Origin of the sequence: Bacillus cereus ATCC 14579 (assembly GCF_000007825.1) — a bacterium.
GTDB lineage: Bacteria > Bacillota > Bacilli > Bacillales > Bacillaceae_G > Bacillus_A > Bacillus_A cereus.
Genome location: NC_004722.1, coordinates 761,318 through 782,997 on the forward strand (window position 1 = coordinate 761,318; position 21,680 = coordinate 782,997).

The window sequence follows — 21,680 nt, forward strand, 5'->3', positions numbered from 1 at the left end:
GGTTTTCACCCCGTTATTATTTACTTTCTTTATATAAAATGAATGTGGCAACAAAAGCAGTGATAACTGCAATAGCGAAACCAATTATATAGTGAATCATGTTCATCATGCCAAGAGGTGCAACAATTGTAAGCATCGGAATACCTGTTAAACCGTATGCATTAGCCGCTACTTGCATCCAAACAACGTAAGCGCCTCCAATTGCGCCGCCAATAGCTGCTGCAATAAATGGTTTACCAAGTTTTAAATTAACACCAAAAATAGCTGGTTCTGTAATTCCTAAAAATGCTGAAGCTGCTGCTGGAATTGCAATTTCTTTCGTTTTTTTGTTTTTTGTTTTGAAATAGACAGCTAAAGTAGCACCGCCCTGTGCAACGTTCGCCATTGACCAAATAGGGAGTAAGAAATTGACACCGATATCTTTATTTGCGAGTAAGCCCGCTTCAATAGCGTGGAAGCTATGATGTAAGCCAGTAAGAACAATTGTTGAATACAATCCACCGAATATAAGTCCAGCTACTGGTCCTGCAAATTGATAAATTGTATTTAAAAGGTACGTAATGCCGTCACCGATTTTATATCCAATTGGTCCGATAATAATAAGTGATAAAAAGCCAGTTATAATAATTGTTAAGAATGGTGTAACTAATAAATCTAAAGAGTTCGGAACACGTTTTCGAAGTTCTTTTTCAATTGTACTCATAACATATACACATAATAAAATAGGTAAAACAGTACCTTGATAGCCAATCATATCAATATCCATACCAAGGAAATGTAAAACTGTGGGTTTTGCATTTGAAAGAGTCCAAGGATTTGTTAAGCTTGGGTGAGTTAATATACCACCAACAACTGCACCTAAGAAAATGTTTCCACCAAATTCTTTAGCGGCACTAACTCCAATTAAAATGGGTAAAATGATGAAAGCTGCACTTGAGAACATATCAAGTAATTGGATAAGTGAGTGATCTCCAGGAACTAATTTAAACGCTTTCAACATTCCGAGTAGACCCATAAGTAAACCGCTTGCAACGATAGCTGGAATAATTGGAACAAAAATATTAGATAGTGTCTTTGCTAGGCGGGCGATAGGATTCATTTTTTTCTTAGGTATATCGTTTGATGTTGTAGAATCTAGTTCGGCTATTCCAATTAGTTTTGAGAATTCATCATATACTTTGTTTACTATGCCAGTTCCAAAAATAATTTGATATTGCTCGGTCGTTGCAAAAGCACCTTTTACTCCATCGATGTTTTCGATTTCTGCAGCGTTTATTTTCGTATCATCCTTTAATATAAGACGAAGGCGAGTCGCGCAATGTGTGGCACGAACAATGTTTTCCTTTCCACCAATATTCTGTATTACTTGAGTTGCAATTTGTTTCATATCCATAAAAATTCCCCCTTACTATAAATTCTCTTTTATGGAACCGGTTCCGCAATAAGTTAAAATAAAAAACAGGGAAATGATGTTGAAAATCCTGTTTTTAAAATGTGGAACCGGTTTTAATTTTATTATAGAGCGCCTTTATATTTTGTCAACGCTTTCTTGGATTTTTAATGTATAACGGGAGTGTAATATTTTTGGTATAGTTTTGTTTTCAACAAGCTGTGAAAGAGAAGTGGCAGCAAGCTTTCCAGCATACTCATAGTCAAACGCAATTGTCGTTAAACTAGGGTGTACCATTTCTGAAATATCATATCCACCGAATCCTGTTACAGAAATATCACCTGGTACAGAAAGAGAGTGGGAGTGAATGACTTTCATTGCGCCAAGAGCGATGTTATCTGTAGCACATACGATAAGAGTTGGGCGATTATTATCTAAAATATGTTGTACTTGTTTCATGGCATCTTCTATGCGGAAAGTTGTTTCGTAATATGAAACGTTGCAAGTCGGTTCTAAATTTTCAATTGCTTTTTGAAAACCATTTTTTCGATTTATTCCAACAGAAATATCATCTTTTTCTATCCCTAAATAGGCAATATGTCGATGGCCTTGCGATAAAACGTATGCCCCTAACTCATAAGCTGCATCATAATCATCGTGAACGAGGCAATATTGATCTTTATATTCTTGCCCGACGAATAAAATAGGGATGTTTGAATTAGCCATAATTTTTTGATGTTCATTCGTTAATGTTTTTGTTAATAAAATAATGCCAGCTACCTTTTGTTTTATAAAGTTTTCAATTGCTTGTATTTCAGTTCCAGTTGTTTGATTTGCATTTGCTACAAGCATTTGATAGTTATTTTCCTGTAATGTTTTATCGATCCCGATAAGTGTTTTCATTGTAGCGAAGGAGTCTAATCGGGGGATGATGACACCAATTAAATTTGTTGTTTTTGCTTTTAAACTTTGAGCAAATGTATTGGGAGAGAAATTTGTTTCCTGAATAATACCTTCGATTTTAAGTTTTGTTTTATCACTTACATATCCGCCGTTTAAGTAACGAGAGACTGTGCTTTTTGCAACTCCAGCCAATTTGGCGATATCTGCAATTGTTTTAGCCATAGTATTTCACCTTCGTATTCATAAAAATGTTAACTTTATTATAGGGAGAATTAGAGATGACGTAAACAAGAAGAGAGAAAGAAAAAACCACCTCACGTATATGAGGTGGAATAATTGTTAATATCTAGGCTTAAATGTATGACAACAAGTCTCTACACTCGTTGCTACAGAACTTTCTAGCGTTTCGTTTGTTAAAACAGAAGCTGTATATGAATCATTTTCAGTTTGACCAGTTTCATCTGCATCAGGCTGAACGATGATCGCACTTGCTTGACAAAAGTTACCGTGTCCCCAAAAAGAACAGTTGGAAACAGAACATCTTACTTCTGGCATAAAACCCCCTCCTTATACATTAGTGTGGGATTTTACGCCCATTTCATGTGTAGAAGGAGTTTCCTTTTCTCGTTACTTTTTCGTTTGCTCAAGCCATTCTTTTAATTTGTCTTTCGGCTGTTCACCGCTAATACGGCTCACTTCTTTGCCATCTTTAAAATGAATGATTGTTGGTGTACCTTGAATTTTATATTCATCCCAAGGAGCATCTAATTTTTCAATATCCATAACTTTCATATCAACGTTTAAGTCTTTAGCCATTGGCACTAGGACAGGAGATAATTTTTGGCAATGAACGCAAGATGTTTGATAAAAGTATACTGTTTCTTCTTTTTTCTCTTTTAAGTTCTTTTGAAGATCTGAAAGAGAAATTTTATTTGTGTAGTAGTCAGGACCGTTTGTCTTACTTTCAGTAGGATTATCAATCTTTTGACTAGTGGCATTTTTTTCTTCCATTTGTGTTACAGCAAAAATTGCCACGAACAAGGCGATAATAATACCACCAAATATAAGCATTTTTTTCATTCTTTCATCTCCTTATTTGTTTTTGATGACAATAAAGCTACAAACAGCGATTGTAATAAAGCCGATAAGTGCTAAAAACGGGATTGTCACAAAGCCGAACCAGTTTATGTATTCTCCCGTACATGGTACACGTCCACAAGCTGCCCCAGCAGCTGAAAATGCTGCGACTTTTTGAATTGCATAGTGATATAAAGAAATACAAGCACCAATACTTGCAATTGGTAAAGAATAACTTGCAATGCGATAATCTTTCTTTGCTACAGCGATACCAAGCCATAAAACGAATGGATACATAAAAATACGTTGATACCAACAAAGAACACAAGGCTCAAATTTCATGATTTCGGAAAAATAAAGACTTCCTAGTGTAGCGATAAAAGAAGCTCCCCATGCGGTAAGTAAAGCATATTCTTGCTTTTTTTCTCGTCCCATATTTTATACCTCTCTTATAATAGTTACATACTAAATTATAGTATGAAGTGGTATGGAAAAGAAAGAAAAAATATGTTTATCAATAAAAGTTTTATAAGAGGGAACTTTTATTAGTATTAATATTAATAAAAGCGCTACCCTCCTAAAGAGAATAGCGCTATAGTTTACATTTGAATTTGTTCTACTTCTTCTACATGCGACTTTTGGGATGCGTGGTCAATATATTGAAATAGGAGCTGCAATTGTTTATCAACTTCTGGTAGTTCCTTGCTGTATTGATAAGCGTGTAAAAAATGCTCAATACGCTTAGAAAATAATTGATCGTTCGTTTGAACCATGAGAACGAGTAATTTATCCCAATTACAGCAATACGTGTAATAGAGAGCTTTATCATAGTCGTTATATGTTTGCACTGTGTACCCTCCTTACCGAGAGTTATATATAGTGTGTGATAAGTAAGGGGAAATACACTTGAAAGAATTTGTTAAGAAAAAAAGTGAATGAAAAGAAAAAACGAGGAGTTTCCTCGTTTTTTAAGCTTTTGGCATTGGCGTAGGTGTTGGTTTGCCATAGCCTTCTTTATATTTATTATCAATATAGTTACGAATTTCTAGCGTTGATTTTCCTTTTTGTTTCATGGAAGCAGATTCAACTGCGATTTCTAGGCAATTGACGCAAGTCGTTGCGTGGGAATCCCAAACAACTTCACCATTCTTTTTAATTTCACGGATAAAGCAGTTTTTATTATTTTTATGTCCTACACTTTCGCCGCAACCACAATAGCATGGAATCCAATCTAATAGCTCTGCATTTTGTCCAGCGACGGTGTAGATATCTTTCATTTGTGGATCAAGCTTATCTAGGAAGGTCGGAAGTGTGTCGACTCCTTTTGTTTTCTCTTGAATGTCAGCTTGCTGAGTGTGCGATGCGTGGTCATGTTCTTCTTTTTTTGATTCAGAAGATTTTTGGTCATTTGTACCAGTACTTCCGCATCCAGCAAGAATTAAGCTTAGTACTGCAAGTAAAGAAAATACATACTTTTTCATTCGCTTGTCCCCTTTACAAATGTATTAATCAAATTGTATCAGAGATTAAGGTGTATCGGTTGAAGATTTTTTTGACTGATTTTTGAAGCGCCATCTTAGCGAATGAACTAGAAATAAAATTGGGATATAAGCGTATACAATATACAATCCCGCTTGAGATAGTACAGTATTTAATGCGTTGATACTTTCCCGATTTTTAAAAAATAAAGAAGCTGTAAAAACGATGAAAATAAAAAATGGTAGTGTAAATTTAAATGAAATATGAAAGGAACGCTTCATCGTTTGACATGATGACCAAATAGTTAAACAAAGATTCGGCAAAATTATTAAAAACCAAACAAAAATAATAATATATTCGAACCGTTGAATAAAAGGAACTTTAATTATTTTTAACATCGTTAAAGTAGGCCAAATAGTGTGATTCAATTGTCCTTCACTATAATACATAAATGATACAATAGCTAAAACTACATAAATTAGAGTGCTAAAAACAATCCCTGCGTGAGCCCATCTTTTTAAAGATTTTCCTTTTTCAATAAAGGGATAGAAGATAAGAATTGTTTCAAATCCGAGAAATTCTAATGCAGATTGTTTTGCTGACACAAGTATGTCGAAAGGGGAATGCGTAAAAATAGGTAAAATATTACGGAAATGTGCATACTTCATCGGATAGACTAAAAAGAATACAACGAACATAGGAAGAACAATACCCCAAAAACATATCCCTGTCACAGAACGGAAGCCACCTTTTATAATGTAGTAAGTGACCAATAAAAACATTAGGGTAAGTTTCCATAACTTAATGGTAGGAAAGATCCAAACTTGTATTACTTCCATATATGTACGAAGAACAGTAAGGCAAAATAATAAGCAATAGAGAGTGAAAATTACCGAAAATATAGAGCCAATCCATTTTCCAAAGGTTGTTGTATGAATGCTAATTAAATCTCCGTCTTTTTCAAGCATTTTTAACATACAAAACAGTACAATATGAGTTGCAATACCTGCAATAATAAGAGAAATCCAAGCATCATAACCTGCATTTTTCAAAATTACACGTTGATATCCGAGAATTCCTATTCCGATTTGGAGAGAATGCAATAAAATAAATGCAAAATATGGAGAGACAGTTTTTGTTTTATTCATTGTATTCATTGCTCATTTCACCTCACTATTCCCCGATTCCAGATTGTACAATATTAAGATCTAAATTTATATCCACCGCTACATTTTGATACATATTTCGAATTTGTTTTATATTCCATTTTCTCGTATGGCTTCTAATTTCATCTCGTATTCCTAAAGGATCAATTTTCTTTTCTTGAAATTGTTTTATTAAATCTTCACAGTCTTTTTCAACATTTCGTTCAATTTGTTTTTTTATATAGTTGATATTTGTTTTTTTTCTTAGATCAATCCAATTTGGAGAGTTTTTAATTAATCCATTTAATTTTAAATGGATTTTTACTTTTGGTATGTCGCCAGTTTGATCTATATCATACTTATTTTCCCCAGCTAAGTTTTGTATAACAACCATACCTTTATGTTTATCCTTTGTTATCGCTGCTTCGTAACGTCCATTTTTCGTAGGATTAATAAGTAATTTTGCTAAAACAGAATGTCTTTTATCCGTATACATAACGACTTTATCGCCTTTTAAAAAAGCAAGTCCTTTGACAGCGACGGAATGATTATCGTCCATTTTAAGATAAGGGACATAGGCATCACATACAGAAGAGTAGTAATTATATAAAAAAATGTCTAATGCGGTTTGTGGAATGTTCTCATTTCGGATATTTTGTTCAAGTAAATCAGCAATGTATAAAGATCCATTTTTTTTTCCGTAATTTAAAAGTTCCTCAGCTGATCCATCTACAATTGCTAGTTGTACATCGCGCCCGATATTTGGGTCACGTTGTAAGTTAGTAATAATCTCTCCCATTCCGCGTTCTCCTAGAGCCTTTCCAAATAGGACGACACGCATTTGACCTACAACGACATTGTGAGGTGATTTTGCATTTAATCGTGAAGCGATTGTCTCAAGTGAACGGGCAGATGTTGATTGAGTTTCTGGTTTAGACTTTACACCATGTGTGTACTCTGGGAAGAGAATAGTTCCTTGGAATCTTTTGTTTTTAGTGATGTCAAATCCAGCGACATGAATAATACGCTGCGTATCCACTATATACGTTTGTGTACAGCCAGTTTGTAAAATGAAGAAGATAATGATAATAAGGTGCAATAAAATTTTCTTCATTCATTCTCACCATCACGTTTTTGCTTCGATTTGTTTGGATTGTAGCGCCATTTTGATTTTGGTCTAAGAAAAGAAGGTCTTTGTGCCGTTTGACTAAATGGTAATCGAAGAAAACCTTCTGCTGTACCTAAACCACGAAATGGATATAAAGGTAACAAATAAGGTGATCCAAGCGATTTTAATTTAATTAAATGAGCTAAAATAAATACAAATCCGACAGCGAGGCCTAATCCTCCGAATGCACCGGCTAAAAGAATAAGCGGAAAGCGTAACAACCGGATAGTAGAAGACATCTTTACTGTTGGTGTTGTGAAAGATGCAAGAGCGGATAAAGCAACTGCAATTAATAAAATTGTACTTGTCAAAGCTGCCTCCACGGATGCTTGGCCAATTACAACCCCCCCAACAATCCCGATTGTTTGTCCGACTTTTGTCGGTAAACGCGCTCCAGCTTCACGGAGCAATTCAATTGTAATTTCTAAAAAGAGTGCTTCTAGAATAGGAGGGAAAGGTACGTTAGCTCTCGAGAAAATAATAGGACCTAGTAAATCGGCAGGGATCATTTGATAATGATATGTTAAAGCCGCTGTATAAATAGCGGAGGAAAAAAGAGAAAATATAGCTCCGAAAAAACGAATAATACGAAAGAACGATCCAATCATCCACGGTAAATAATAATCTTCTGGTGAAATGAAAAAATCCAGTAACGTTGTTGGTCCTGATAAAGCATATGGAGAGCCATCTGTTAAGATTAAAACTTCCCCGTTAATTAATGCAAATACAGCTCGATCTAATCGTTCTGTAGGTAATAGAACAGGAAAAGGTGAATTGCTATTATCACTAATAAATTGCTCAATCATAGTTGAATCAAATGGGACATCAAAGTCAATGTCTTCTAGCCGTTGAATTGCTGTGTTGACAAATTGTTCATTTGTAATTCCTTCTATATAAGCAACTGCTACTTTCGTTTTTGATATAGATCCGACGGTAACTTCTTTAAAAATGAGTTGCTCCGTTACGATATTTCGGCGTAATAAGTGGATATTTGTATCAAGGTTTTCAACGAAACCGATTTTAGGTCCGATTACGCTATACTCATTTTCTGTATCGTTATATAATCGTTTTCCTAAAACAGTACTTTCGGCACGAATTAAAGCATATTGATCAGGATTCGAATTGTTTTTTAAGCGTATTAAAATATATCCACCTAATAATTTTTCACGAATATCATCAATAGAAGGGGAGGTAATAATGTCTTCAATAGAGATGATATTACATAAATCAGAGATGTTTTGGATCTGGTCCGATTCCTTTTTTAGAGGAGTTAAAATGAATTGTTTAATAATAAGTGCTTCCACGACAGATTTATAATAAAACAAGCACAACGTTTCATCTTTAAGTATGTTATAAGAGACAAAATCGCTTGATTCTTTCATGGTTTGTATAAATTCTGGGATAGAACAAAGTGTTTTTGTATTAGTCTTTTTTGATTTTTTAGATGATAAACCGAACATTTTCTCACCCCTAACATATATCATTTACTTGTGTTAGTTTTTGGGAAAGACGGGAATTTATACTTAAAAATTGAAAGTTCATAAAGAAAAGGAAGAGTGGTGAATGGCTCTTCCTTTTTAGCATTTTAATTTGTTTTTTGTTCTTTAATAGACTTCACTAATTTCATCATTTCCGCTCGTATATCTTCTCTTTTTACATTTAATTTTTCGGCAATTTGTTTAATGTCCATTCCATCTTTTTTCATCTTTAATACATCATCAAGAGGAGTATTGCTTTTTTGAGAGATGATTGTTAACACAGTAAGATGACGCAATTTGATGTTATATTCTTTCATTTTTTGCTTTAGCTGATCCGGTGTGGATTTTTGCATAGTTGCTAACTGTTGTAGCAGTGCTTGCTTTGTTTCTTTATTCATATGATGCTTTTTCAGCTTACTTGGATCTATACCGAAATGCTCGGCTGTTTTCTCCCAAGATTTATTTTGCTTATAGTAAGCTAAAACATCTTTTATTTCTTTATTACTAATTCTTGCAATATGAGCAGCTTTCCAAATTTCATGTTTGTTATAGCCGAGTTTTTCTAGCGATTGCATTTCTTCTTCTGAAATTGGGTTATGGTGATGCAGTGTTACTTCTTTTGGCGTGGCAGCGGATATAGGGAAGGTGGATATCCCGCATAATAATGCTGCCATAGTCATACAAACAGCGATTTTTTTGTACATGTAAACTCCTCCTAGATGGATAATGTAGAAAACTGTACACATATCATTTCCATAAAATGTGAAATACTTGTGAACAAGCTAAGTTTTTTTATTCACAGCATGAAATGACGTTTTTAGAAGTTTTCCAACATAAAACATTGATTAATAGTAAAAAACTAAGGTATAATCGAAATTGAAAATCAATATCAATACTAACGATAAACTTATACATATAGATAAAAATAAGGGAGAGATAAATATGACTACATATACTTCCATCGCAAATGTGATTAAAGAAAGACGTTCTGTACGTACATTTACAGATAAAGCAGTAGAAAAAGATTTATTAATTGAACTATTAAACGACGCAACATGGGCACCTAATCATAAGCACCGTGAACCATGGAATTGTAAACTATACATCGGAGAAGGCCGCAAGAAATTAGTAGACGCAGTATTAAACTCTTTCACAGAAGAAGAAAGAGCGAAACGCGGTAAAATTTTATCAGATCGTTTTTTAAGCACACCTGCACAAATCGTTGTATATATGAATGAAGATCCACGTCAAATTCAGCGTGACGAAGATTACGCTGCAACATGTGCATTTATGCAAAACTTCCAACTTCTTGCTTGGGAACGTGGATTAGGTTGTGTTTGGAAATCAGGCGGATTAAACTACAATCCATTATTTATAGAAGGAATCGGTTTAACAAGAGGCCAACGTATCGTTGGAATTCTTCATATCGGCTATTTCGATAAAGCACCAGAAGGAAAAGCTCGTACTCCGATTACGGAGAAGATGGAGATTATTGAAGGTTAATAGATGAGACATTCTCGTTTTTGCGGGGGTGTCTTTTTATTATGCAATCAATCCTCATGAAAGCTTGTTCTTCATCATACACTTTCTTAAGGGAAAGTGTAAGGAGGGAAAATAATGAGAGCAAGTGACGATAAAGCACTGCAATATGCGATTGCGGAAATTACGGAAATTGCGACTGGATTTGGGCTTGATTTTTATCCGATGCGTTATGAAATATGTCCAGCGGAAATTATTTATACATTTGGTGCATATGGGATGCCGACAAGGTTTTCACATTGGAGTTTTGGAAAACAATTTTTCAGAATGAAATTACAATACGATTTAGGACTTAGTAAAATATACGAACTCGTTATTAACTCTGATCCATGTTACGCCTTTTTATTAGATACGAACTCTTTAATTCAAAACAAATTAATTGTAGCGCACGTTTTAGCACACTGTGATTTCTTCAAAAATAATATTCGTTTTTCAAATACGAAGCGAGATATGGTAGAGAGTATGGCGGCAACAGCGGACCGTGTGAAAGCGTATGAGCATAAGTACGGAAAGGCAGAGGTAGAAACATTTTTAGATGCCGTACTTGCCATTCAAGAGCATATTGATCCGTCGCTTATGCGTCCGAAGCTCGCATGGAGTATTGATGATTTAGAAGATGAAGAAGTAGAAAAGAAAAAGGTGTCGCAATACGATGATTTATGGAATTTAGATAATCGCAATAAAAAGCAGGAACGTTCTAATGTGCGTAAAAAGAAGAAAATTCCACCACAACCAGAGAAAGATTTACTGCTCTTTATTGAAGAATATAGCCGTGAGTTAGAAGATTGGCAGCGTGATATATTAACGATGATGCGCGAAGAAATGTTATATTTTTGGCCACAGCTTGAAACGAAAATCATGAACGAAGGCTGGGCATCCTACTGGCATCAACGCATACTTCGTGAAATGGACTTAACCTCTGATGAAGCTATTGAATTTGCGAAATTAAATGCAGGTGTTGTACAGCCATCAAAAACAAGTATTAATCCATACTACCTAGGTATTAAAATCTTTGAAGATATTGAAGAACGGTACAACAATCCAACAGAAGAAATGAAGCGACGAGGCGTAAAACCAGGATCTGGCCGTGACAAAATGTTTGAAGTACGCGAAATTGAATGGGACGTATCGTTCCTAAGAAACTACTTAAATAAAGATCTTGTTATGCGAGAAGATATGTACTTATTCCAGCGCCAAGGAAAAGAATATAAAGTCATAGATAAAGAATGGGAGAATGTGCGTGATCAACTCGTAAATATGCGGACAAATGGTGGGTTCCCGTACTTAGTAGTAGAAGATGGAGACTACTTAAAGAACGGAGAATTATACATTAAACATAGTTACGAAGGAATCGAGCTCGATTTAAAATACTTAGAAAAAGTATTACCATATCTTCATCAGCTATGGGGAAGAACGGTGCATATGGAGTCGATTGTGGAGAGTAAGGGCGTTGTGTTTTCTTATGATGGGAAGATGGTGCATCGGAAGTATGTGTGAGGGGAAGAACGGACATAGGATACTGTGTCCGTTCTTTTTATTTGGAACAAAGTTAAATATGCTATTCTTGAAAAAAGGGAGTTACATAGAGAAATGGAGTGATTTAAATGAGCAAAGTAGGGATATGTAAGGTTGATATTACGCCGCCTGTAGGTATTGATTTTGTCGGATATCATAGAGAGACAGGCATAAATAATGTTGAAGAACGTATTTACGGGACAGTTTTTGTATTTGAAAAAGATGAAATGAAGACTGTGTTTATAAGTATTGATAATATTGGGATGCTAGTAGAAGATACGAATATGATTCGTGAGCGAGTAGCAAGTAGGCTTCATGTGCCATTTGAGCGAATAACGGTTGTTTATACTCATACGCATTCCGGTCCAGAGACAGTCGGTGATAATCCGCTAGTGCAGTCGTATAAAACGATTTTAGTAAATAATGTAGTGCATGGTGCTATTACTGCGAATAACAACTTGAAGCTATGTGAAGTTGGCTGGGGTGTTACGACAGGTGATATTGGGGTAAATCGAAGAGAGAGAACATGTGATGGAAGAGCGAAGATGGGAACAAATATAGATGGTGTTGTAGATAAGCGAATTGGTATGTTAGCAATAAGAGATGCTGAAACGAAGGAGTTATCTGGGATTTTAGTATTTTGTACTGCGCATCCTAATGTTTTAAAAGGTGATAGTGATGAATTATCAGCGGATTATCCTGGAATGACGAGAGAGATTTTAGAGCAGATAGTGAACTGCCCTGTTATTATCGTTCAAGGTGCCGCTGGAAATGTGAATGCGAAGTACCGCGGTTCAAGTGAAGCGTTAAAACAAATGGCCTATTTACTTAGTGGACATGTATTAACGATGTTACCAACAGTTACATATAGCCCAATTGTAAATTTAAGAACAGTTTCAAGTATGCTGCAAATGAAGTTGAAGGATATTCCTGAAATTGATGAGATACGAAGCATGGCTCAATTAGCCGAGAAGCAGTGGGGCGTGAATACGGATGAATGGCTTGCTATCGTATTAGAGAAATATAGGCAAGGTATTCGGAAGTTACGTATAGATTTAGAAGTTCAACTGTTTCAAGTTAATGATGGTATGTTTTCAGGTATACCGATGGAACCTTTTTCAGAAACTGCCTTAGCAATGAAAGAGAGCCTTCAAAATGAATTGGCTTTCTTTGGTGGATATATGAACGGATATCTTGGTTATTTACCGACAAAAGACGAATATGCATATGGCGGATATGAAGTAGAATTAAGTCCTATTGTGTATGGAACAGTTACAAATTTGTTAATGCCACCGGGAGAGAATATTGCGGAGTTGATTGTGAAAAAGGTTATGGATTTATGTAATATGGTGAAACTTTAATGAGACAGGTTTTTGAACGCAGAGTAAAGAATATGACTCATTGTTTGATTTTGTTAAGTCAATGTAATTAATAATGATAATCATTATTAATTACATTGACTTCTAAAAAAAGAAAAACTAGAATTTATAAAGGGATCTTCAATTGTTCGCTATCATTTGTATAGGAGGTAAGTTATGTTGGATAGCTTTAGTTCTATAAGATGTAGGTTGGCTCTTTATAGTTTTGGTGTTCTTTTTATCTTTTTTTGTACAGTATTTTTGGTGAATCAGAAGGTGTATGCAGAAGATGTACCGTGGACATCAGTTTCAAATGAGGGAGAACGTGTACTTTTTCAAAAACAATCTTTGTATAGTAATGATCGAAGGGGAGAAGATCTTGTTTCACCTTCATTTGAAGGGCGTAAACATGGTGGGGAAGATTGGGGATACTTATTAAGAGACAGTAATTTTAATTATCCATCTAATATCCTTATACATTCTGTAATAGGAAGAGATGATCGAATTAGAGTTACTAATACAACTTTGTATCCTTATAGGGCTATAGTACACTTAGTAATTCAATTTAATGGACAAGAGGTTTATGGGTGTACAGGAGCGCTAATTAGTAAAGATACAGTATTTACAGCTGGGCACTGTGTTTACAATAAAAAGCTTGGTGGATGGGCAAAAAATGTTATTGTGACTCCTGGTAGAAATGGAGACCAAGCACCGTATTTGCCTTATAGTTGGACAAAGCTTTATTCAGTAAGTGGATGGACTGATGATGGAGATTCGGAATTTGATTATGGAGCCATTAAATTAAATGGATCTCCTGGAGATTATACAGGTTGGTTAGGATATAGAACTACTAATGTAGAGTCTCCAAAGGGATTACTCGCAGTAGTTCCAGGGTATCCATGTGATAAAGTAGGAAATGAAAAATATACTATGTGGACAGATTATGGACCAATTGAAGGCACTAGTCCTAGAATTTTAACATATAGGATGGACACTTATGGATGTCAAAGTGGAGCACCTGTATATCATGACTATTCTCGTACGGGTGTAACAATAATAGCTACCCATACAGTAGGAAGTAATTCTTGGAATTCTGGAAACCGGGTGACAGACGATGTTTTTAATAATCTTAAAAAATGGTCTGAATAAATATAATAAGCTTTTATGGATTTTATTTTGTGTATTGGTCATAATCGTAATGACTAGTTATATAGTAAATAATGAAAAGAAGTTTAGTAAGGTTGTTAATTCTGTAACTTTTCACGTGAAAAATAAAGAAAAACAGCCAATAAAAGATTTTGAAATTATACTTATGAAAGACGAATCACCTGAACCCAGTAAAGAAATTGGGATCTCAATAGGGAAAACAGACGAAGAAGGAAAAGTTATTTGGAGGAATGTGAGAACGGGAAAATATATCGTATTTTTGCCAAATAACGAGACGCAGATGGTTATGATTAATGATAGAGATGCAACGAAAAAAATAAATATATCATTGTAGAAAAAGAGTCCATTGGGATTCGTTTTCTCAGGTTGTGGCATTAAAGAATTTTACGTGGAATGGATTTAACCTTATGTAAAGAAGCTATTGATTTTGAAAATTTAAATACAGGTGTATTTAAATTTTCAAAACACGTATTTATACATTGGTTTAATCGTGCAGAAAGTTATAGAACTATACGCAAAAGAACTTGGAGGTATCTAAGTTCTTTTTTATTTGTTTCAAATTTGTGAAAGAAAGACATATTGATTGAAAATAAATTTTTCATACTCTATCATATACCCATACAGGTATAGGTTTTTCTGTGTGATGCATGAGAAAATTAAATAATATGGAGGTTCGAAATATGTCTAGAAAAATTGTTGTAGTAGGCGGAGTTGCTGGCGGGGCATCAGTAGCTGCAAGGCTTCGTCGTTTAAGTGAGGAAGATGAAATTATTATGGTTGAACGCGGTGAATACATTTCGTTCGCAAACTGTGGATTGCCATATTATATTGGCGGTGTCATTACAGAAAGACAAAAGTTATTAGTACAAACTGTTGAAAGGATGTCAAAACGTTTTAATTTAGATATACGTGTATTGAGTGAAGTTGTAAAGATTAATAAAGAAGAGAAAACAATTACGATAAAGAATGTAACTACAGATGAAACATATAACGAGGAATATGATGTTTTGATTCTTTCACCAGGGGCGAAACCAATTGTTCCACCTATTCCGGGCATTGAAGAAGCGAAGGCGTTGTTTACGTTACGAAATGTACCTGATACAGATCGTATAAAAGCGTATATTGATGAGAAGAAACCACGTCATGCGACGGTTATTGGTGGAGGATTTATTGGAGTGGAAATGGTTGAGAATTTAAGAGAACGCGGGATTGAGGTTACTCTTGTAGAGATGGCAAATCAAGTGATGCCACCAATTGATTACGAAATGGCGGCATATGTACATGAGCATATGAAGGTGCACAATGTTGAGCTTGTTTTTGAAGATGGTGTAGATGCGTTAGAAGAGAATGGGACTGTTGTACGTTTAAAAAGTGGCTCAGTTATAAAAACAGATATGATTATTTTAGCAATTGGTGTACAACCAGAGAGTAGTTTAGCGAAAGATGCAGGATTAGCATTGGGAGTTAGAGGAACGATAAAGGTAAATGAGAAATTTCAAACATCTGACCCATATGTATATGCAATTGGTGATGCGATTGAAGTGAAAGATTTTGTTACAGAAACAGAAACGATGATTCCTTTAGCGTGGCCCGCTAATCGTCAAGGTCGCATGTTAGCAGATATTATTCATGGCCATACAGATTCTTTATATAAAGGTACAATGGGAACTTCTGTGGCTAAAGTTTTTGATTTAACAGTTGCTTCGACTGGGGTAAATGAGAAAATATTAAAACGATTAAATATACCCTATGAGGTAGTACATGTACAGGCAAATTCTCATGCAGGATACTATCCAAATGCTACGCCAGTGCTAATAAAATTAATTTTTAATAAAGATAGCGGAAAAATTTACGGAGCACAGGCTTTAGGGCGTGATGGAGTAGATAAGCGTATCGATGTTATTGCAACGGCAATGAAGGCAAATTTAACTGTAATCGATTTACCAGATTTAGAATTATCATATGCCCCGCCGTATTCTTCTGCAAAAGATCCAGTAAACATGGTGGGGTATGCTGCAAGTAATATAGTAGATGGCTTTGTGGACACAGTGCAATGGCATGAAATAGATCACATTGTTGAAAATGGTGGGTACCTTATTGATGTTCGAGAGCCTAATGAACTAAAACAAGGAATGATTAAAGGCTCTATTAATATTCCGTTAGATGAATTACGTGATCGATTGGATGAAGTGCCAATGGACAAAGAAATATATATCACTTGTCAACTTGGTATGAGAGGGTATGTTGCAGCGCGTATGTTAATGGAAAAAGGATATAAGGTAAAGAATGTAGATGGTGGTTTTAAATTGTATGGGACAGTATTGCCAGAACGTGTTGTATATTGATATTTTTCATTTTCTATTTCAAGATTTAGTGGAAGATGAAAACTTATAGATTAAGGTTTTACTTTTTGTTTTGCGAACATATAAGGCGAAAAATAAAAATAGGGGTTTACAAAATACCCTATAGGGTATAATATATTGTCATAGGTTATAAATAGTGACATAATGGTAATGAGGTGATTATAGGATGGAATATAATCAAGATATGAAAAATAGATTGAAACGTATTGAAGGTCAAGTTCGTGGTGTGCTTCGTATGATGGAAGAAGGAAAAGATTGCCGAGAGGTTATTACACAGTTAACGGCATCTCGTTCTGCCCTTGATCGTACAATTGGGCTCGTTGTTGGAACGAATTTAGAGCAATGTTTGCGTGAACAGTTTGAAAGTGGTAATGGTTCAAATGAAGAGTTAATTAAAGAAGCTGTTCAATTACTTGTAAAAAGCCGATAATCTGTCAAACGTAAGTGTTGACAGATTTTCAAAAACGTTTTAATATACCCCTACAGGTATATGTATATGAATTTTGGAGGAATCGATTATGAGTATAAAAGTGGATATGAGTTTAGATTGTAAAGGTTTGGCTTGTCCGATGCCTATTGTGAAAACGAAGAAGGCGATAGAAGGATTGGCACCAGGGCAAGTGATTGAAGTTAAGGCAACAGATAAAGGATCTACGATAGATATAAAAAGTTGGGCGAGTAAAGTAGGACATCAATATATCGGGACGAAACACGAGGGTGATGTATTGGTGCATTATGTTAGGAAAGCAAACGAGCATGAAGTGAATGAAGTTGTGAAATATCCACATACAATTACGAATGCAGAATTACAGTCTATATTGTCTCATGGAGAAGAGAGCATTGTATTAGATGTTCGCGAAGCAGCGGAATTTGCTTTTGGCCATATTCCATCCGCCATTTCGGTACCATTAGGTGAATTAGACAGCGCAGTATTAGATGAGACGAAGCGAATTTATGTTATTTGTCGAACTGGTAACCGTAGTGATGTAGCTTGCCACATGTTGAAAGAGAAAGGTTATGCAAATGTGAAAAATGTCATTCCAGGCATGTTAGAGTGGAAAGGGAATGTAGAAAAATAAAATTTTTTAAACAAAAATATACCTATGGGGGTAATAGAATGAATGTTAAACCGTTACAAGCAAAGGATGTTGCAGAGAAAGTTTTATTCGGAGAGTTATTCATTTTAGATGTTCGTAATGAGGCGGATTATGAAGATTGGAAAATTGAAGGGAAACAAGTTTCTTCTATTAATAAACCTTACTTTGACTTGTTAGATGGTGTAGATCATATTGTAAGTGAATTACCTAAAGATAAAGATGTTTTAGTAGTATGTGCAAAAGAAGGGTCTTCTATATTTGTGGCAGAGCAATTAACAGAGGCGGGATTACAAAATATTTATTATTTAGCTGGTGGCATGAAAGCTTGGAGTGAATATGTAAAGCCTATAAAAGTGGGAAATTTAAAAGATGGCGGAAGTATGTATCAGTTTAACCGTCTTGGAAAAGGTTGTTTATCATATATGGTTATTTCAAACGGTGAAGCAGCAGTTATTGATGCGGTAAGGACAGCCGAGGCATATGAAGAGTTTGCGAAAGAGCATGGCGTTACGATTAAGAATGTAATGGATACACATTTACATGCAGACCATATTTCTGGAGGACGTAAGTTAGCGGAAAAAGTAGGGGGTACGTATTGGTTACCGCCAAAAGATGCGGAGGAAGTCGTTTTCTCATACGAACCGCTCGTTGAAGGATCTGTTATTACGGTGGGGGGTACTAAAATTGAAATTGACGCGTTATACTCACCAGGGCATACGATTGGAAGTACGTCATTCATTGTAGATGATTCTTATTTATTATCAGGCGATATTTTATTTGTAGATTCAATTGGGCGTCCTGATCTTGCTGGTAAGGCTGAAGATTGGGTGAGTGATTTACGTAATACTTTGTATAGCCGATATAAAGAGCTATCTCAAAATTTAGTTGTGTTACCGGCTCATTATTCAAAAGTAAGTGAAATGAACGAAAGTGGTATTGTTAGCGCAAAATTAAAAGATTTGTTTGCGAATAATGCGGGGTTAAATATTGAGGATGAGGGAGAGTTCCGTAAAGTTGTAACAGAAAACTTACCACCTCAGCCAAATGCATATGAAGAAATTCGTCAAACGAATATGGGGAAAATTCACCCAAGCGTGGATAAAGAGCGTGAAATGGAGATTGGTCCAAATCGTTGTGCAGTGCACGAATAATGAAATAAATAAAAAATGGAGGAATTGATGATGAATATAAAACAAGTATTAGATGCGAAAGGTTTAGCATGTCCAATGCCGATTGTAAGAACAAAGAGAGCAATGGATGCTCTACAAACTGGAGAAGTGTTAGAAATACATGTAACGGATAAAGGGTCAGTTAAGGATATTCCAGCGTGGGCAAATAAATGTGGCCATGACATCGTAAAGCTTGAAGAAGAAGGCGATGTGCTGAAGTTTTGGATTAGGAAGGCGTAGTGAAGCAATAGTTTTGTAAATATAGAGAGGGTTGGTTATATGAACATAATATTAAGTACGCTTTTCATTGTACTTGCTGCATGGTTTGTATTTCACGATTTTTACCAGTGAAAGGTGTTCAAAATATAAATGGCAAAGAATTGAAAAGTATAGTGGGGAAAAAGGGGAAGTATTTTATTGATGTCCGTACAGTAGGTGAATATAGAGGGAATCATATGAAAGGCTTTCAAAATATCCCCTTAAATGATCTAGCAAGTAAGGCGAATCAATTAGATAAGAATAAGGAAGTAATCGTTATTTGCCAAAGTGGAATGAGAAGTAAGCAAGCAGCAAAGGTATTGAAAAAACTAGGGTTTCAGCAAGTAATAAACGTTTCAGGCGGGATGAATAGTTTGTGAGGAGGAAATTTAAAATGAAAGAAATGACTACAAAAGAATTAGAAGAGAAATTGTTGCGTAAAGAAGTGGTAAATATTGTGGATGTACGTGAAGTAGAAGAAGTAGCTGAAGGGAAAATTCCAGAAGCATGTAATATTCCACTAGGACTATTAGAGTTTCGTATGCATGAATTAAATAAAAATCAGGAATATATTATCGTTTGTCGTTCAGGCGGGAGAAGTGCAAGAGCTGTTCAATTTTTAGAAAGTTACGGTTTTCAAGTAATCAATGTGGTAGGTGGTATGTTAGCTTGGGAAGGAAAAGTAGAATAGGGAGAAACAATTTTTTACAAATAAAAAAATACCCCTATAGGTAATTGGAGGGAGAACAATATGGAACAACAGAAGAAAACAACAATCGTTTTATTTAGCGGAGATTACGATAAAGCAATGGCTGCTTATATTATTGCAAATGGTGCAGCAGCGTATGATCAAGAGGTAACTATTTTTCATACTTTCTGGGGATTAAATGCTTTAAGGAAAGATGAATATGTGAATGTAAAGAAAACATTTATAGAAAAAGTATTTGGAAGAATGATGCCACGCGGTGCTGATAAGATGGGGTTATCCAAAATGAATTTTGCTGGTATGGGACCAAAGATGATTAAAGGCATTATGAAAAAACATAACACAATGCCTTTGCCAGATTTAATTGATTTGGCAAAAGAACAGGGGATTAAACTTGTAGCTTGTCAAATGACAGTAGATTTATTAGGGTTAAAAGAGGAAGAGATTATGGAAGGCGTAGAGTTTGCAGGTGTAGGGGCATATTTAGCAGATGCTTCGGATGGGAATGTAAACTTATTCATTTAATCACCTTCTTTTTAGAAGGAGGGGGATGTAAGGTGAGTGGAGTATTATTACTTTTTATAATTGGGTTTATAGGATCGTTTATATCAGGAATGGTTGGAATTGGCGGTGCAATTATTAATTATCCGATGATCTTATATATTCCAGTATTGTTAGGATTTACTGGCTATACGTCACATGAAGTGAGCGGTATTACAGCGGTACAAGTATTCTTTGCAACTTTTGCAGGCGCCTGGGCATACCGGAAAAGTACTGATATGAATAAAATGTTAGTTGTGTATATGGGAGCTAGTATATTAATAGGAAGTTTTATAGGAAGTTTTAGTGCAAATCTATTAGATGAACACGCTGTAAATGTTGTTTATACAGTATTGGCGACCATTGCAGCTATGATGATGTTTGTACCGAAGAAAAATAATAGTGGAGCAGTTAAGTATAATAAATGGTTAGCAAGTGTGTTAGCGTTTATTGTAGGAGGTGTTTCGGGCATTATTGGAGCTGGAGGTGCGTTTCTTTTAGTTCCTATTATGCTAGTTATTTTAAAATTACCATTGCGCATGACGATAGCGACATCTATCGCTATTACGTTTATTTCCTCAGTAGGGATTACGACTGGAAAAGTGATTACTGGACAAGTAGTTATCATTCCAGCTCTAATTATTGCGGTTGCAAGTATATTTGCTGCGCCACTTGGAGCGCGAGTCGGGAAGAGGATAAATCAAAAAGTACTACAATATATGTTATCGATTTTAATTGTCGGCACTGCTGTTAAGATGTGGATTGATATGATATTGAAATAAAAGGATGGCGCTGCTTGCAGCCCATCCTTTTATTTATGCCCAAATAACTTTCATTAAGTTTTTATATTCGTCATTCGCTAATTTATATAGCATTCTCGTATGTTCAAAGACAAGTGCTGGATTAAAGTTTGGTTCTGAGAATGCAAGAGATGTTGAAATATCAATTGCATTTTGCTTATTTAATGTGAATTTTGCAAAGCGATAAGATGTATTTAATTCATTGATGACATGTAAAATATCATTTGTTGATGTTGCATCAGGTACGTGAGCAACATTGAAGCAGTATATATCCACCGTAGGATGTTCGTTTTGGAAAGCAGCGATAAGTTGAATCTTTGCGCCAGCTTCAGTCTCTAATCCTACTGAAAAATGAACAGAGCCATCATTTTCATCTATATTTTCTTCCATGTATATATCGTTGGATTTTAAGTAGTCTTTAAAATCTGAGATGTTATGTTTTACTGCAGCTTTCATATGTATGAGCCCCCTGATAATTGGAATAGATTGCTACTATTTATTATAATTTAAAAATATTAAAAAAGATAG

At 35.2% G+C, this 21,680-nt stretch carries 25 protein-coding genes and 1 pseudogene; 14 read left to right on the plus strand and 12 right to left on the minus strand.

The genetic code is table 11. The features are described 5' to 3' along the window. Positions 1–16: 16 nt before the first annotated feature. The 11 genes from BC_RS03905 to BC_RS03955 form a co-directional block, all read right to left on the minus strand. Positions 17–1,393 carry a sucrose-specific PTS transporter subunit IIBC gene (locus tag BC_RS03905; RefSeq protein WP_000367320.1) on the minus strand — a complete coding sequence of 459 codons (1,377 nt, stop codon included), beginning with the start codon at positions 1,391–1,393 and terminating at the stop codon, positions 17–19. Positions 1,394–1,528: 135 nt separating this feature from the next. After that, positions 1,529–2,515, minus strand: coding sequence for a LacI family DNA-binding transcriptional regulator (locus tag BC_RS03910; RefSeq protein ID WP_001140402.1), 987 nt, complete (start codon positions 2,513–2,515; stop codon positions 1,529–1,531). 117 nt (positions 2,516–2,632) lie between these two features. Next, positions 2,633–2,848: a DUF1540 domain-containing protein gene (locus tag BC_RS03915; RefSeq protein ID WP_001115477.1), complete on the minus strand. Its 216-nt coding sequence runs from the start codon at positions 2,846–2,848 to the stop codon at positions 2,633–2,635. A gap of 72 nt (positions 2,849–2,920) precedes the next feature. After that, positions 2,921–3,373 carry a thioredoxin family protein gene (locus tag BC_RS03920; RefSeq protein WP_000738450.1) on the minus strand — a complete coding sequence of 151 codons (453 nt, stop codon included), beginning with the start codon at positions 3,371–3,373 and terminating at the stop codon, positions 2,921–2,923. A 12-nt stretch (positions 3,374–3,385) separates the two neighbouring features. Beyond that, positions 3,386–3,805: a disulfide oxidoreductase gene (locus BC_RS03925; protein ID WP_000532263.1), complete on the minus strand. Its 420-nt coding sequence runs from the start codon at positions 3,803–3,805 to the stop codon at positions 3,386–3,388. Between the two features lie 164 nt (positions 3,806–3,969). Next, positions 3,970–4,218: a YhdB family protein gene (locus BC_RS03930; RefSeq protein WP_001195459.1), complete on the minus strand. Its 249-nt coding sequence runs from the start codon at positions 4,216–4,218 to the stop codon at positions 3,970–3,972. 120 nt (positions 4,219–4,338) lie between these two features. Then, positions 4,339–4,851, minus strand: a complete 513-nt coding sequence (locus BC_RS03935) for a PCYCGC domain-containing protein (RefSeq protein ID WP_000761026.1) — start codon at positions 4,849–4,851, stop codon at positions 4,339–4,341. Between the two features lie 45 nt (positions 4,852–4,896). After that, positions 4,897–6,006: a GerAB/ArcD/ProY family transporter gene (locus BC_RS03940; RefSeq protein WP_001095034.1), complete on the minus strand. Its 1,110-nt coding sequence runs from the start codon at positions 6,004–6,006 to the stop codon at positions 4,897–4,899. A gap of 16 nt (positions 6,007–6,022) precedes the next feature. Further along, positions 6,023–7,108: a Ger(x)C family spore germination protein gene (locus tag BC_RS03945; protein ID WP_000722252.1), complete on the minus strand. Its 1,086-nt coding sequence runs from the start codon at positions 7,106–7,108 to the stop codon at positions 6,023–6,025. Beyond that, entirely contained in the window at positions 7,105–8,622 is a 1,518-nt protein-coding gene (locus BC_RS03950) for a spore germination protein (protein WP_000467497.1), read from the minus strand. The genes BC_RS03945 and BC_RS03950 overlap by 4 nt, the downstream gene beginning before the upstream one ends. Positions 8,623–8,747: 125 nt before the next feature. Further along, a complete protein-coding gene (locus BC_RS03955) occupies positions 8,748–9,344 on the minus strand; it encodes a hypothetical protein (protein WP_000276964.1) in 597 nt (198 codons plus the stop codon). Between the two features lie 238 nt (positions 9,345–9,582). On the opposite strand from BC_RS03955, the gene BC_RS03960 reads away from it, so the two are divergent. From BC_RS03960 to BC_RS04025, 14 genes and pseudogenes are all read left to right on the plus strand, one after another. Next, a complete protein-coding gene (locus tag BC_RS03960; RefSeq protein ID WP_000214821.1) occupies positions 9,583–10,143 on the plus strand; it encodes a nitroreductase family protein in 561 nt (186 codons plus the stop codon). Positions 10,144–10,257: 114 nt separating this feature from the next. Beyond that, positions 10,258–11,676 (plus strand): stage V sporulation protein SpoVR, encoded by a 1,419-nt coding sequence (gene spoVR / locus BC_RS03965; protein WP_001202693.1) that lies wholly within the window; start codon positions 10,258–10,260, stop codon positions 11,674–11,676. A gap of 107 nt (positions 11,677–11,783) precedes the next feature. Beyond that, positions 11,784–13,055 (plus strand): neutral/alkaline non-lysosomal ceramidase N-terminal domain-containing protein, encoded by a 1,272-nt coding sequence (locus BC_RS03970; RefSeq protein ID WP_000048639.1) that lies wholly within the window; start codon positions 11,784–11,786, stop codon positions 13,053–13,055. Between the two features lie 174 nt (positions 13,056–13,229). After that, positions 13,230–14,201, plus strand: coding sequence for a trypsin-like serine peptidase (locus BC_RS03975; RefSeq protein WP_000887285.1), 972 nt, complete (start codon positions 13,230–13,232; stop codon positions 14,199–14,201). Then, complete coding sequence (locus tag BC_RS03980) at positions 14,167–14,553, plus strand: YbfJ family protein (RefSeq protein WP_000478588.1); 387 nt, start codon at positions 14,167–14,169, stop codon at positions 14,551–14,553. Before BC_RS03975 ends, BC_RS03980 begins: the two co-directional genes overlap by 35 nt. A gap of 346 nt (positions 14,554–14,899) precedes the next feature. Next, positions 14,900–16,564: a CoA-disulfide reductase gene (gene cdr / locus BC_RS03985; RefSeq protein WP_000087584.1), complete on the plus strand. Its 1,665-nt coding sequence runs from the start codon at positions 14,900–14,902 to the stop codon at positions 16,562–16,564. A 184-nt stretch (positions 16,565–16,748) separates the two neighbouring features. Continuing rightward, on the plus strand, positions 16,749–17,012 hold the full coding sequence (locus BC_RS03990) for a metal-sensitive transcriptional regulator (protein WP_000456206.1): 264 nt from the start codon (positions 16,749–16,751) through the stop codon (positions 17,010–17,012). Positions 17,013–17,100: 88 nt separating this feature from the next. Beyond that, positions 17,101–17,661, plus strand: a complete 561-nt coding sequence (locus BC_RS03995; protein WP_000023947.1) for a sulfurtransferase TusA family protein — start codon at positions 17,101–17,103, stop codon at positions 17,659–17,661. A gap of 38 nt (positions 17,662–17,699) precedes the next feature. Continuing rightward, the gene (locus tag BC_RS04000; RefSeq protein ID WP_001101329.1) at positions 17,700–18,830 is read left to right on the plus strand and encodes an MBL fold metallo-hydrolase; all 1,131 of its coding nucleotides are present in this window, start codon (positions 17,700–17,702) and stop codon (positions 18,828–18,830) included. Positions 18,831–18,857: 27 nt separating this feature from the next. Next, positions 18,858–19,088, plus strand: coding sequence for a sulfurtransferase TusA family protein (locus BC_RS04005; protein ID WP_002093886.1), 231 nt, complete (start codon positions 18,858–18,860; stop codon positions 19,086–19,088). Between the two features lie 39 nt (positions 19,089–19,127). Further along, a pseudogene (locus BC_RS04010) lies at positions 19,128–19,486 on the plus strand (rhodanese-like domain-containing protein). 14 nt (positions 19,487–19,500) lie between these two features. After that, positions 19,501–19,797 (plus strand): rhodanese-like domain-containing protein, encoded by a 297-nt coding sequence (locus BC_RS04015; RefSeq protein ID WP_000661811.1) that lies wholly within the window; start codon positions 19,501–19,503, stop codon positions 19,795–19,797. Between the two features lie 60 nt (positions 19,798–19,857). Beyond that, positions 19,858–20,337 (plus strand): DsrE/DsrF/DrsH-like family protein, encoded by a 480-nt coding sequence (locus BC_RS04020; protein ID WP_000437747.1) that lies wholly within the window; start codon positions 19,858–19,860, stop codon positions 20,335–20,337. Positions 20,338–20,369: 32 nt separating this feature from the next. Continuing rightward, positions 20,370–21,134 carry a sulfite exporter TauE/SafE family protein gene (locus BC_RS04025; RefSeq protein ID WP_000017250.1) on the plus strand — a complete coding sequence of 255 codons (765 nt, stop codon included), beginning with the start codon at positions 20,370–20,372 and terminating at the stop codon, positions 21,132–21,134. A 33-nt stretch (positions 21,135–21,167) separates the two neighbouring features. On the opposite strand, the gene BC_RS04030 is transcribed toward BC_RS04025, so the two are convergent. After that, a complete protein-coding gene (locus BC_RS04030) occupies positions 21,168–21,608 on the minus strand; it encodes a hypothetical protein (protein WP_000642362.1) in 441 nt (146 codons plus the stop codon). Between the last annotated feature and the right edge of the window lie 72 nt (positions 21,609–21,680).

Excerpts from the sequence above, each read along its gene's own strand:
- BC_RS03905 (WP_000367320.1), bottom strand. The coding sequence starts at position 1,393 with ATGGATATGAAACAAATTGCAACTCAAGTAATACAGAATATTGGTGGA.
- BC_RS03910 (WP_001140402.1), bottom strand. The coding sequence starts at position 2,515 with ATGGCTAAAACAATTGCAGATATCGCCAAATTGGCTGGAGTTGCAAAA.
- BC_RS03915 (WP_001115477.1), bottom strand. The coding sequence starts at position 2,848 with ATGCCAGAAGTAAGATGTTCTGTTTCCAACTGTTCTTTTTGGGGACAC.
- BC_RS03920 (WP_000738450.1), bottom strand. The coding sequence starts at position 3,373 with ATGAAAAAAATGCTTATATTTGGTGGTATTATTATCGCCTTGTTCGTG.
- BC_RS03925 (WP_000532263.1), bottom strand. The coding sequence starts at position 3,805 with ATGGGACGAGAAAAAAAGCAAGAATATGCTTTACTTACCGCATGGGGA.
- BC_RS03935 (WP_000761026.1), bottom strand. The coding sequence starts at position 4,851 with ATGAAAAAGTATGTATTTTCTTTACTTGCAGTACTAAGCTTAATTCTT.
- BC_RS03940 (WP_001095034.1), bottom strand. The coding sequence starts at position 6,006 with ATGAATACAATGAATAAAACAAAAACTGTCTCTCCATATTTTGCATTT.
- BC_RS03945 (WP_000722252.1), bottom strand. The coding sequence starts at position 7,108 with ATGAAGAAAATTTTATTGCACCTTATTATCATTATCTTCTTCATTTTA.
- BC_RS03950 (WP_000467497.1), bottom strand. The coding sequence starts at position 8,622 with ATGTTCGGTTTATCATCTAAAAAATCAAAAAAGACTAATACAAAAACA.
- BC_RS03955 (WP_000276964.1), bottom strand. The coding sequence starts at position 9,344 with ATGTACAAAAAAATCGCTGTTTGTATGACTATGGCAGCATTATTATGC.
- BC_RS03960 (WP_000214821.1), top strand. The coding sequence starts at position 9,583 with ATGACTACATATACTTCCATCGCAAATGTGATTAAAGAAAGACGTTCT.
- spoVR (WP_001202693.1), top strand. The coding sequence starts at position 10,258 with ATGAGAGCAAGTGACGATAAAGCACTGCAATATGCGATTGCGGAAATT.
- BC_RS03970 (WP_000048639.1), top strand. The coding sequence starts at position 11,784 with ATGAGCAAAGTAGGGATATGTAAGGTTGATATTACGCCGCCTGTAGGT.
- BC_RS03975 (WP_000887285.1), top strand. The coding sequence starts at position 13,230 with ATGTTGGATAGCTTTAGTTCTATAAGATGTAGGTTGGCTCTTTATAGT.
- BC_RS03980 (WP_000478588.1), top strand. The coding sequence starts at position 14,167 with ATGTTTTTAATAATCTTAAAAAATGGTCTGAATAAATATAATAAGCTT.
- cdr (WP_000087584.1), top strand. The coding sequence starts at position 14,900 with ATGTCTAGAAAAATTGTTGTAGTAGGCGGAGTTGCTGGCGGGGCATCA.
- BC_RS03990 (WP_000456206.1), top strand. The coding sequence starts at position 16,749 with ATGGAATATAATCAAGATATGAAAAATAGATTGAAACGTATTGAAGGT.
- BC_RS03995 (WP_000023947.1), top strand. The coding sequence starts at position 17,101 with ATGAGTATAAAAGTGGATATGAGTTTAGATTGTAAAGGTTTGGCTTGT.
- BC_RS04000 (WP_001101329.1), top strand. The coding sequence starts at position 17,700 with ATGAATGTTAAACCGTTACAAGCAAAGGATGTTGCAGAGAAAGTTTTA.
- BC_RS04005 (WP_002093886.1), top strand. The coding sequence starts at position 18,858 with ATGATGAATATAAAACAAGTATTAGATGCGAAAGGTTTAGCATGTCCA.
- BC_RS04015 (WP_000661811.1), top strand. The coding sequence starts at position 19,501 with ATGAAAGAAATGACTACAAAAGAATTAGAAGAGAAATTGTTGCGTAAA.
- BC_RS04020 (WP_000437747.1), top strand. The coding sequence starts at position 19,858 with ATGGAACAACAGAAGAAAACAACAATCGTTTTATTTAGCGGAGATTAC.
- BC_RS04030 (WP_000642362.1), bottom strand. The coding sequence starts at position 21,608 with ATGAAAGCTGCAGTAAAACATAACATCTCAGATTTTAAAGACTACTTA.